Genomic DNA, 13,554 nt, shown 5'->3' with positions numbered 1-13,554 from the left:
GGGCGACACGGTTGCGGTGACGGGCCATGCGCTGATCAACGCGAGCGGCCGCACGGGCGGCGGCGAGGTGAAAATCGGCGGGGATTATCAGGGCCAGGGCGACACGTCTGCGGCCAAAACGACCTATATCGGCGCGGATGCAACCATCAAAGCCAGCGCCATCGCCAACGGCAAGGGCGGCAAGGTCATCACCTGGTCGGATGAGAATACGGGCTTTTACGGCCATATCGAAGCCAAAGGCGGCGCCGAATCCGGCAATGGCGGCTTCGTCGAAGTTTCCGGCAAACATTGGCTGGATTTCGTGGGAACGGCGGATGTGCGCTCCTATAGAGGAACCATCGGGACATTGCTGCTCGACCCGACCAACATTACTATTTCCACCGGCGCAAACGCCGCAGCCTGGGACGGTACGCAGTTTACCGGCGCAGGTGCGAGCACGATTCTGAACACCACCACACTGCAAAACCAGCTGGCCCTTTCCAACGTCATCGTCACCACGGCATCCGCAGGCGGCAGCCCCGGTAACATTACGGTTTCCAACGGTTTTACATGGTCGGCGGCGCGCACGCTGACGCTGATTGCCGATAACGACATTACCGTGAATGCCAATATCAGCTACACGGGGGCCGGCAGTTCCAGCATTACGCTGCGCGCGAAAAACGACATCAGCTTGACAGGCGGTGCGGATATCACTTCCAGCAGCGGTGTATTCGATATCACTCTGAATTCCGACAGCGACAATGTTTCCACCGGCGCGATTGCCGTTGGCTCAGGCTCGCAATTGCTGAGCAGGGGCGGGGCGATCGTTCTTGGTGGCGGGCTTGACCCGACAACGGATGAAGCGATTGGCGGCTCTGCGCATCAGGACGGGGTGCTGCTGAATGGCGCAACCCTGAATGCCGGAGGGGGCAGTATTTCCGTCCGCGGCCGTGGGTATGTGGCAAGCGGTGGTAACGACTGGGACGGCATCAGCATCGATAACGGTACGCTGATTACGACCAGCGCTGGCGGAAATGTAACGCTGAACGGCTGGGGTGGCGGTGTTACCAATGGTGCGGACCATGCAGGTATCGAGCTGTCCGATTCCACCGTGGAAGTGACGGACGGTGTGTTGAGCATGACCGGCACCGGCGGTGTAAATAATGGTGGCGGCTGGGCAGCCGGTATCGATATCTGGGGCAGCAGCGCAACCTATATCCGCGCCGTGGGAACCGGCAGTATCAACCTGACCGGTACAGGCGGTACAGGCGGGGCGGATACGCACGGTATCAAGTTCGGCGGTGTCAATTTTAACGCCTATACGGGTACCGGAGCATTCACCATCATCGGCAACAGCGGCACGGGTACCGACAACAGCGCCGTGCAGTTCATGGATAATGCGCAGGTCTATACGGCGGGCGGGGCGTTGAGCGTTACGGGCATCAACACCAACTCCACCAGCAACAGCTATGGCATTTGGATGCAGGATAGTTCCGACATCTATATCACCGGTGCTGGCACTTTGACACTGACCGGGCAGGGCGCGGGAACGACGGACGGAATCTCTACCGACAGCAATGCTCAGGATATCGGCAATGCGGGAACGACCGGCACTATTGAGCTGATCGCTGACCGCATGTCGTTCAGCAATAACGATAATATTCGTACTTCCGGAGATGTGGCGATTCGGCCGCGTAATAGCGCCACCACCGTTGGTGTGGGCGTGACGACCGAGACGCTGGATATTACCTCGGCCATGCTTGGGCGCATTACGTATGGCGGCACATTGTGGCTGGGTGGTAGCAGTACCTGGAATGATTCGGGAAACACCACCGTTAACATTACCAGTGCCTTTAACGGCAATGTGAATTTCATGAGCGGCGCGGACCTGCTGCATACGGGCGGGGTGCTTTCCGTCAGCACCGCTGGTGCAAAAACGTGGCAGTTCCTGGCTGATGGCTCATTTGTCGCGTCGGGATCGGCCGATATCACCGCCAGTACCGGCTCCATCAACCTGACGATCGCCAGTGATTACGATAATGCCTCCGGCGGGGCGATCAGCCTTGGCAGCGGCAGCGTTTATGCCACCAACGGCGGTTCCATCACGCTGGGCGGCACCACCACCCCCGCCACCAATAGCGCGGTGGGCACGGCAAGTTATAAAAACGGCATTATCCTTAATGGCGCGACGCTGAATGCGGCAGGTGGGGCTATTTCCCTGCGTGGCGACGGGTATGCCAATGCCGGTGATTCCGCCGACCATAGCGGTATTGTGCTGACGAATGGAAGCTCCATTCAGACTACCGGTAACGGTGGTACGATATATATGAATGGGACTGGCGGCCCGGGAAGTGGGACGCTTGCCGGTATTCAGATTATTACCGGAGCAAACAGTATTTCCTCGGGCAATGGTGATATCACCATGATCGGTGTCGGTGCGACCGGGGCTGATAACCAGGGCGGCGGGGTATGGCTGAATAACGGTACGATCTCTTCCGTCAACGGCGCCATTAACATGACGGGTACCAATTATGGTACACATCAGGCAAGCGGCGGTATTTATCTGCGTAAAGGAACCACGGTCTCTACCAGTGGTACCGGCGCAATCAATCTAACCGGCTATGGCCCTGGCTCCGTTACGGGCAACAGCATCACGCCGGGACTATGGATTCCCGGCACCATCACTACCGTTGACGGCAGTATTACCTTGGAAGGTCATGGTAATGACGGCAATGGCACCGAATCTTATGGTATTTATACCGGTAATGATTCCGATGCGGGCGCCACGGGTGGTGGCACGATTCGCTCTACCGGAGCAGGCAACATTACCATGACCGGATATGGCGGCAATGGAGCGGGTGGCGATGCTGGTATCGCAATCGAATATGATACGTTAATTCAGACTAATACCGGGAGTATTTCGCTTACTGGAACAGCTTACGGAAGTTCGAATGATGGCATGGGGATTTTCTATTGGGCCAACCCGTCCATTAATTCGACCGGTGGGGGAAGTATCGCCATTACAGCGGTTGGTTCCGGTGCATCGGCTTTTGAATATGGCTATCTGGGTGGGGGGAGTTCGGCAACGGTCGGCAGTGCGACTACAGGGAATATCACCGTTACAGCTAACGGCATTGTCGATGCCAATACAACCTATCAATCCGCCGGCAAGGTCACCATGCGGAACCGTACGGCAGGCACCACGATCGGGGTAGGCAGCGGTGCCGGCGCGTTGAAGATCACCAACACTCTGCTGGGCAACATCACAGCGGGCAGTATCGACATCGGCCAGGCCAATGCCGGCGCCATGACCATCGACAGCGCATTCGCATTTGATAACCCGATGACCTTTTACAGTAATACAGGAATTACTGTCAGTTCCGCCATGTCAACTGCGGTAGGCAGCGACGGTGCTTTCGACTTTTTTGGCGGTACAACTATCAATGCCAACATTAATACCAGCAATTCAGCGGCGGGTCTCGGTACGATCATATTGCGCAATGTCGGATCCCACACACTAGGCGCGAATTTAACTACGGATGACAGCAATATCGGGATTCGCGGTGCTGTGTCTCTTTCCGGCGCGGCGGGCACCACCCGCACTATCAATGCTGGCACAAGCGGTATTAGTATTTCTAATACCGGCAGCATTACCGCCGGTACACGCAATTTGGTGCTGATTGGCGATAATATGGACGTTCAGGGTGCCATCACCGGCACCAACACGAGGCAGCTTGATATCCGCCAGTTCAGCACTAACCGCAGCATCGGCCTTGGCGGCGGCGCGGGCGGGTTGAACCTGGATGACAGCGAGCTGGATTTCATCTCCGGCTGGGGCACGTTGAATATCGGCCTTGCCTGGGGCAGCGGCGCGATGGATGTGGGGCAGTATACCTGGAACAATAGCGATGCCACGCAGCTTGCGACGGGCTCCGGTCAGATGACCATCAGCGGCGCGCAGACTTATAATGGCGGCACGCTGGTATTCTTTACCGATTCGGACATGGCCATCAATGCCGATATCAGCGGCACGGGCTATCTGTATGTTGTGCCGAGCACGGATTCCACCAGCGTTGGCCTGGGCGGTGGCGCGGGCGCGCTGAATCTTGATGATGCTGAACTGGATCACCTGGCTAATGGCTGGTCGCAAATCACCATCGGCAGTTCCACCGGCACATCCACCATGACGGTGGATACGTATAGCAACTGGCGCGACCCGATCACGTTCCGTAACGGCAGCAGCGGCAACATCACCGTTAGCGGATCACAAACCACGGCGGTGGGCAGCAATGCCAGTTTCGATTTCAACGGGCCTTCCATCATCAATGCCGTGGTGGATGCCCGCAATTCCGCCGGTGCGACCGGTACCATCACGCTTGAAAATTTTTCGCATAGCCTGACGGCCAATCTGCGCACGGATGCCGGTACCATTAATGTCAACGGCCCCACCAGCCTGGCAGCCTATGCTGTCTATATCTGGTCTGAAACTGGGTTAGTCAGCATCAATGACAATGGCACGACCACGGACGGACGTATTATCGGCGGTATGTACGACATCAACATCGTCGGGCGTGATTTCAATACTACTGGCACGCTCAGCGGCACCAGCGATATCATGATCTGGGCCAAGGGCGGCGCGACGATGGATATCGGCACGAGCAGCGGCGCCAACATGAATATAAGCCTGGCCGAGCTGGCGCTGTTGCAGGATGGTTTTGCCTATATTGATTTTTATGGCGAGTCGGGAAATATCAAGGTCAATAGCGCGATTGCCTGGAACGACAGTGTGCAGTTTCTCGGGTCGATTGCTCCCATTGAGATCAATGCCGCGCAGAATACCGGCTCCAATAACATGACTATTTATACCAATGGCGAAGTTACGCTGAATGACACCATCAGCGGCACGGGCACGTTGTCCCTTTATTCCTACTTTGCGGGCCGCATCGGCATTGGCACGGGCGCAACCTGCGGCAGCACCTGCACGACGCTGTATGATGACACCGAGCTCACGCGCATCATCCCGGGCTGGTCCAGCATCACGGTGGGCGATACAACCGTAACCAATGTGGAGATTCGTGCCAGCCAGTGGTCCGACCCGCTGACGCTGACCAGCAGCAATGCAGGCAGCATCGTGGTGAACGGCGCGCTGACGACGGGGGTTGCTTCTGACGGGCGATTTACCTTCAATGGACCGACAACGTTTAACGGCAATGTAAATACGACCAATTCCAGCGCGGGCGCGGGCACGATTACGCTGAATAATTTTGTGCATGCGCTAAATGCCGACCTGACCACGGATGACAGCAACATCACCATCAACGGCGCGGTTACAACCGGCGGCGCGGGGGACCGCATCATCAATGCCGGTACGGGTACCTTCACAACCGCCGCCACCGGCACCATCAGCAGCCTCGCCAACAACCTTGTTCTGACCGCCGATAACATGAGCATTGGCGCGAATATCACCGGTGGCGCGGCCAACACTCTTATGGTTAGCGCCGCAACAGGTAGCCGTGCCATCAACCTTGGCGGCCCCACAGGTGGGCTGGATTTAAGTGATATAGAGCTTGGCTATCTGGATAATGGATGGGCAAGCACGGGTGGGGTAAGATTTGGTAGCTACAGCAGCGGCCTGATTACGCTGGATGGGTTCAATTTCAATTCCAGCCTGGCCGTATTGGGTGGAAGCGGCGGCGCTACCGTTGCCAATGCCATCGATATGCTCGGCCATAACATGAGTTTCTGGATGGGGGGCGAGGTGCAGCTTAATGCCGCCATCGCATCTGCGGGCGGCAATCTGACCATCTCCAACATCAATAATGGTACAACCATCGGTCTTGGTGGCGCGGCAGGCACCATCACGCTGAGCGATGCCGAACTGGACAATATTACCGATGGCTGGGCAAGTATTTCGATAGGGGATAGCAGCCGCGCCACCATTATCAATATGGATAACTACACCAACTGGAGAGACCCCCTTACACTTAACGCCAACAGCAGCGGTCTGATTACCGTCAATCAGGTGCAGTCCACTGGAGCGGCAAGCAATGGCAGCTTCACGTTCAACGGCCCGACCACGTTGAATGCAGATGTGAACACCACCAATTCCAGCGCGGGTGTGGGTACGATCACGTTCAATAATTTCAGCCATACGATTGCTGCGGACCTGACAGCGCATGACAGCAACATCACGGTGGACGGCACGGTGAACATGCAGGGAACCCGCTTTTTCAATCCGGGCACCGGCACGTTCATCCTGCCTGCGACCGGGGTGCTGAATTTCACCACCAACGAAAGCCTTCGTGTTGATTCGAACGATATCGACATCGCCGGTACGATGAATGGGGTCGGTACCAATATCGGTCTTCGGTTCGACGTAAGCACGATCAATCGTAACATGGGCATTGCGGGCGGGGCGGGAGCATATCAGCTTGATGCTACCGAGCTGAGTCATATGACTGGCTTTGCCACTCTGCTGATAGGCCTCTCCGGCCAGACCGGTACGATGGATATTGGCGCATACAGCAACTGGGCGACCACGGCCAGTTCGCAGATCCACCTGCAAAGCGGACCGGGCAGTACGATCCAGTTCAGCGGCGCGCAGAATTTCGGTTCCGTCGCCACTGTGCAGGTGACGACAGCCGGTGACGTGAACATCAATAACACACTGGCGGGCAGCGGCACCCTTACCTTGCAGACCTACGGCACTTACACCATGGGGCTGGCGGGGCAGGCCGGTAACATGACGCTTTCCACCGCGGATCTGGATAATATCGCCAATGGTTGGACAGGCATCAATATCGGCAACACGGCAGCGGGCGGTAGCCTGAGTATGGATGCTTACAGCAACTGGCGCGATCCGGTTACTTTCCGCGCTCAGGCTGGCCAGACGATTACGGTGGCGGGCGGCCAGATGACGGCTGCAGCCAGCAACGCCAACTTCACCTTTAACGGCGCAACGACCTTTAATGCCAATGTCAGTGCGGCTCCCTCCTCGGCGGGTGTGGGCACTATTACGCTCGGAAATTTCGCGCATACGCTGGGCGCGAATCTGACCACGGATGACAGCGACATTACCATCAACGGTCCCGTTACGTTGTCCGGTGCATCGGCCACGCGGGACATCAATGCGGGCACGGCCACGGTCATCACCGGGGCGACCGGCACCATCACCGGCACGGACCAAACGCTGCGCATCATGGCGGATTCAGTAGCGCTGGGCGCCGCCATCAGTATGACGACCTCGGGTAATATCATGCTGCGGCCCACCACGGCGGGGCGCCTGGTCAATATCGGCACGGCGGCCGGGTTGACCAATTTCTCCCTGAGTGATGCGGAACTTTCCCTGCTGAGTTGGAATACGGGCGCCTTGTGGCTGGGGGCGACCGGCGGGTGGAACAATTCCGGCAATACCACCGTCAATTACACAGGCGCGCTTAACGGCAATGTGAACTTCATGAGCGGGGCTGATTTGCTGGTGACCGGCGGCACGCTCTCTTCCAATACGGCGGGCGCGAAGAACTGGAATTTCAATGCGGATAATTCCGTTCTGTTCAGCGGTTCAGCCGATATCACTTCCACCACGGGTTCCATCCGCACCAGGCTGAACAGCGATTACGACGATAACCAGCTGGGCGCCATCTCGGTTGGTTCGGGCACCGTGATCAGCACCAACGGCGGTTATATTTCTCTGGTTGGCGGCAGTGCGGCCAATGCCGCGGCATATGGCACCGCCAGCAATGAAGCCGGTATCGAACTCAATAACGCGCAGCTGCTTTCCGGCGCGGGGGCCATTACACTGAATGGGCATGGTGTCGTGAACGCCACGATCTCCGACTATGTTTATGGCGTCAGCATCCATAATGGCAGCATTATCCAATCCACCAGCGGCGCCATTACGATGAACGGCACGGGTGCTATCGCCAGTGGCGGCAGCTATTACGGCGTGGATATCAATGACATTGGCACACAGGTGCTTACCTCCACCGGGGTAGTGAATATTACCGGTACGGGCGGGGATGGCCTGTCGGATTCCCAGGGGGTTGTGATTGGCAACGGCGCCCTGCTTGCTTCCACGGGTGCGGTTGGCGCGGGCAGCGTGACCATTACCGGTAACGGCGGGACGAGCATCGGCGCGGCCAACCATGGAATTAACCTGGTCAATGGCGCGACGGTTCGCACCAACAGCGGCAACCTGGTGCTGAACGGCACCGGCACACTTGAGGCCTCCAGCGTGGGTATCTACCTATGGAACGGGTCGACGGTGGAAACCCAGGGCAGCGGTTCCGTGACGCTCACGGGGCATGGTGCGGCCGGAGCCATTGGCACGGTGGTGGCCAATTCCTTCGTGCAATCCACGGTGGCGGGCACTGGCGCCATTAATGTGCAGGGTCATGGCGGTGATAATATCAGTGCGGCGGATGCCTATGGCGTGCTGGTGAACGGAGGTGGCAAGATCCGCTCGCAAGGGGCGTCCACGGTGACGGTGACGGGTACGGGAGCTACGGCGGCGGGGGGAACGGGCAACCATGGTATCTATGTCGCGGGCGCGGGCAGTGCGATTTCATCCAGCGGAGGCGACATCACACTGAGCGGAACAGCAAACAGTACAGGCTATAGCAGCCAGGGTATTATGGTTAGCGCAGGCGGGGCGATCACGGCCACCAATGCGGCGGATATCGACATCACCACCAGCAGCGCGGTCGGGTTGGGAGATAATAACGGCCTTTACCTTGATACAGGGACCATCAGCGCGGCTTCGGGCGATATTACGGCGGATGTAACCGGTACAGCGGGGCTTTGGGCGAATGCCTCCAGCATCAGCACGGGCAGCGGCGATATTGATATCACTGCTCATAGCAATGGTACGGATAGCGGCGCCAACGGTATCGACCTTAGCAATGCTTCTATCAGCACGGCGGGCGGTAATATTACCCTTGATGCCACGGGTGGCACGGGTGTGAGCGGTAATTCCGCCGGGTTAATGATGAACGGCGGTTCTTCCATCAGCACCCTGCTGGCGGGTGATATCGATATTACCGCCACAGGCGGCACGGCAGGTGTTGCAACAGCCGGGTTCTGGCTGGTGAATTCCACCATCACCACGGTTAACGGCGCTATCGACGTTACGGGGCGCGACCAGGCAGGGGCATCCTACCTGACGGGGGGCATTCTTCAGAGCAATGCGCAGATCGGCTCCACCGGCACCGGCGCGGTCACCGTGGATGCCCAGGTAACCACAGCTCCGGGGGGCGATAATAATCACGGTCTTTACATCGGAAGTGGCGCGGCAGGTGATACAAGCCGGGTTTATGCAACCAGCGGCGCGCTGGATGTGACGGCGTTGACCAATGCGACCGGTAACTATAATGCCGGGCTTTATTTGGATGGCGGCAGCGGTGGCATTGTTTCGCTTGGCAGCGGCAGCGTGAACGTGCATGCCAATGCAGGCAGCAGCGCCAGTGGCGCGGACATTGTGCTGAACCAGGCGGGCGCAACCATCGGCGGTGCATCCGCCACGGGCGCTGTGGTGATCGATGCCGACCGGATTGAACGCAATGCGGCGAGCATGATTCGTACTTCCGGCAGTCTTACCATTCGTAATTACAGCGCGGGCGCGACCATTGGGGTTGGCGCCGGAGCGGGCACACTGGCTATCAGCAACGGGTTGCTGGGTGATTTGACCTATGGCAGCCTGACGATCGGCCAGGCGAATGCGGGCGCGATGGATATCGACACCGCGTATGCCTTTGATGGTCCGACCAGTTTTGTAAGCAACACGGGCATCACGGTATCTTCTGCGCTTGGTACGGCGGTTGGGAGTGATGGATCGTTCAGCTTCCAGGGGCCGACGACTTTTAACGCGAATGTAGACACGAGCAATTCGAGTGCTGGCGCTGGCACGATTGTGCTGGGTAATTATGCGCATACGCTTGGTGCGGATCTGGTTGCGGATGACAGCAATATCACGATCAACGGTGCGGTGACGCTTTCGGGTGCTGCGGGTGTTACGCGGGCGGTGAATGCGGGGACGGGGACGATTACGGTGGGTGCGACGGGCTCCATTGCGGCGGGGAACAAGAACCTGACGCTGGTATCGGACGATATTGCGCTGAACGGCAACGTGAGCGGCACGGGCGAGTTGGCGCTTCGCCAGAGCACGAACGGGCGCAGCATGAACATTGCCGGCGCGGCGGGCGCTTATGGGTTGAGCGCGGCGGAGATCGCCCGGATTCAGGCCGGGTTCAGCCAGGTGTATGTGGGGAATGTGAACACCGGTGCGATGAATCTCGGCACGTCGAGCTGGGCATCGCCGGTGACGTTTATGAACGGGAATGCGGTGATGACGCTTTCGGGCACGGTGAGCTCGACGGCGGCTGGCCCGGGCACGGTGATGACCTTTGTGACCGACGGCGGCTTTACGGAGGCGGTGGGCGGCGACCTGGATGCCGGGACGGGCCGCTGGCTGGTGTATGCGGACAGCCCGACGGAAGTGAGCCTGATCGACCTGGCGTCGGACTTCCGCCGTTACAACTGCACCTATGGCGGCGCGTGCGGGGCTTTGTCGGCCAACGGCAACGAGCTGCTGTATGAAAGCGCGCCGACGCTGGTGGTGCGGGTGAATGATTACGGCCGCGCCTATGGGGATGCGAACGCGGCGAACCTGGCGGGCTACACGGTGGATATGAGCAGCCTGGAAAGCGGCGACACGCTGCTGAGCATCGGGTTTGGCGGCACGGCGACCTACGCGGCGGGCGCGGGTCAGTTCGCCAACGCGGGCAGCTATGTGGGCGCGGCCACGATCACGGGCGGGCTGACGAACACGGCGGGCTACACGATCAGCTACGTGGCGGGCGACATCAACGTGGCCAAGCGGGACATCACGGCGAGCCTGGGCAGCACGAGCCGCAATTACGGCCAGGCGAACCCTAGCCTGAACGGCAGTATCGTCAGCTGGGGCAACCTGGCGGCAGGGGGCGACACGGCCACGGCCATCAACGCCTATAACGTCACCATCGCGCCGACGGCCAATGCCACGGCCGCGCCGGGCACGACGCATGCCATCACCATCACCGGCTTCAACGACAATAACTATAACCTCGTCAGTTTCACGCCAGGTACCTTGACCATTACAGGGACCATTCCGGTGCCGCCGACGGGTGGCGGCGGTTCCGGCGGTGGCGGCATGGGGGGTGATCCGGTGCGCATGCCAGGCATCTCCAACCTTGATCTGCCTATGGCAGTGCCGAGCATTCAGGCGCCCGATGCCACGCTTAATTCGGCATTCGCCCGTCGGCTGGAGCAAGGGGATCTGGTATCGCCGCAGCAGGGGGCTTTCTATAATAGCCCGATGGATCTGCCCTATCAGTTCGATCCGTTCAGTTATAACGCGAACCTGGTTACGGTGAAGCCCGAGGCCGATATCGTGATCGACCAATAATAAAGCCGACTAATAAAACTGGCGCATAAACAAAAAGGCACCCCGAAGGGTGCCTTTTTGTTTGGTGGAGCTAATCGGGATCGAACCGACGACCTCTTGCATGCCATGCAAGCGCTCTCCCAGCTGAGCTATAGCCCCACGCGTAAAAGCCTTTTGGCTGGCGAGGGCCGCAACATAGTCCATTCCGCGCAGGGTGCAACAAGAAAAATCACGCCGGAAGGCGCTTCAGCGCGGCGATGGTCAGGTCATCATGCAATACGGGGGCGCCGCCGCCATGTGCGTGAAAACCCCGCAGGATGTGTTTCACCAGCGCATCGGGCCCGTCGGCCTGTTTTTCCTTCATCCAATGTTCGATATCCGACACATGGGTTGGGGTGTGCGCCTGCCCGGCGGGGTAGGCTTCCAGCAGGGCATCGCTGTAAAGAAGCAGGCTGTCGCCCGGCATAAAGGGAGTCACATGGGTTTTGAACGTTGCGTTGGCCATGACACCCAGCGGGTAATTGGGCTGGGTCAGCCGTTCGCATGCGTTCTGCCCGGCACGGTAAAGCAACGGGGGAGGGCAGGCCGCGGTGGCGTAGGCCAGCTCATGAGTGGAAATGTTGAGCACGCCGTAAAACATGGTGGCAAAATGACCCCGCGGGAGGCATTGCTGCAAGCTGACATTCAGGCTGGCCAGTGCCATGTCGGGGCGGTGTTTGTCGGGCAAGGTTTCCAGCAGTGTGTGCAGGCGGAAGCTGTTGAAGGCGGCGGAAATACCATGGCCGGAAATATCGATGTTGCTGATGGCGACATGCTCGGCATCCAATGGCACCAGCTGCCAGAAATCACCGCCTACCTGGTAGGAGCTCTCCGTATAATGGGAAACCTGAAGATGATGGGTTTTCTCCAGCTGCTTCAGCAGCCGCGGCGTGGGCAGCAGGGTTTGTTGCAGTCGGCCTGCCTCGGCCAGTTCCTGCTCGGTTTTGTCACGGTAATTATGCAGGTGCTTGAGCATGGCGCGGTTTTCCAGATGCACGCGCGTGCGGGCGAGGAGTTCCGAAAGGCCGATGGGCTTGGTGATGAGGTCGGTTGCGCCTGCATCGAACGCCCGGGTTTTTTCATCCGGCGAAGTGAGCGCCGTCTGCACCAGCACGGGCAGGTTGGCATAAGCCGGCATGGCACGAAGCGCCTGGCAGAATTCATAGCCGTTCATCACCGGCATCATCAGGTCCAGAATAACAAGATCCGGCGCGATATGGGGGAGCATGTCCAGTGCGGCGCGGCCATCCATGGCCGTATGGATGTTGCTGTAGCCATTGATGCGCAGCATCTGATCAAGCAGGCGCAGGTTGAACGCCGTATCATCCACAATCAGAATGGAAGGGCTGAGGGCCGCTTTGTCTGCCGGTGCGGGCGAGGTGCGGGGTGGGTTAAAACTGGCGATCAGTTCGCCCTGAAGGGGGTAAAACACTGCCTGTTTGCAGAAATGGCGCATGACATTCAAGCCACGCCCGTGCATGGCCAGCGGCCCGCGCAGGGGGAATTCCTCCGCCAGGCGCAGCTGGTTGGTGACCGAAAGGGTCACCCCGTTTGTCTGAAGCTGCATTCGCATGCCGATCCATAAATAACCGGGGAGTTTTTGCAGTTTCTCCTGAATGGCCTGATGGAATTCGTTGAAGGAATCCAGATCGTCATAGGCGCTTTGCATATCCAGATGGCTGTGCAGAAGGGCATTCAGCAGGGCTTCGTGTAACACCGTCTGAAACGCAACCAGCTGGGATTCGTTTATCAGCATGGATTTAACAGCCAGTCTGGCAATGGCGCCAGCCAGGGCTGGCTCATATCCACGGCGGATGCCGATATGGCAGTCCAGTGTCGCCTGGGGGGATTGGTTGCGCGGGATATAGGGCATCAGCGCAGGGCAATGATGCTGAATGTTCAGCCACCAGTCGGGCTTTTGAGGTTGCCTGCGGGTGTAGGTGCCAATGTCGCCTGCGGGGATATTGGCGCTTAAGCCGAGAACAGGCGTGTTGGCCGCCTGAATATCATGCCCGGTCAGCCAGTTGGTGATTTGCTGAACGATGTCGGGCGCAATGTCGGGGGCGTATAGCTGCACCTAGGTACCTCCAAGTGGAGGCAAATCATAGGTATCTATT

The 13,554-nt window shown here is 58.7% G+C and carries 1 protein-coding gene and 1 tRNA gene; both read right to left on the bottom strand.

Translation table 11 applies throughout. From position 1 onward, the window contains the following. Nucleotides 1–11,481: 11,481 nt before the first annotated feature. Nucleotides 11,482–11,557: transfer RNA gene (locus GC177_09000), tRNA-Ala, on the bottom strand. A 70-nt stretch (nt 11,558–11,627) separates the two neighbouring features. Next, entirely contained in the window at nt 11,628–13,514 is a 1,887-nt protein-coding gene (locus GC177_08995; GenBank protein ID MBI1276093.1) for a SpoIIE family protein phosphatase, read from the bottom strand. Between the last annotated feature and the right edge of the window lie 40 nt (nt 13,515–13,554).

This window comes from bacterium, from assembly GCA_016124905.1.
Lineage (GTDB): Bacteria > Pseudomonadota > Alphaproteobacteria > Rickettsiales > RI-342 > RI-342.
The sequence above is the reverse complement of the archived record's forward strand: the minus strand, read 5'-3'. Positions and strand labels throughout refer to the sequence as shown.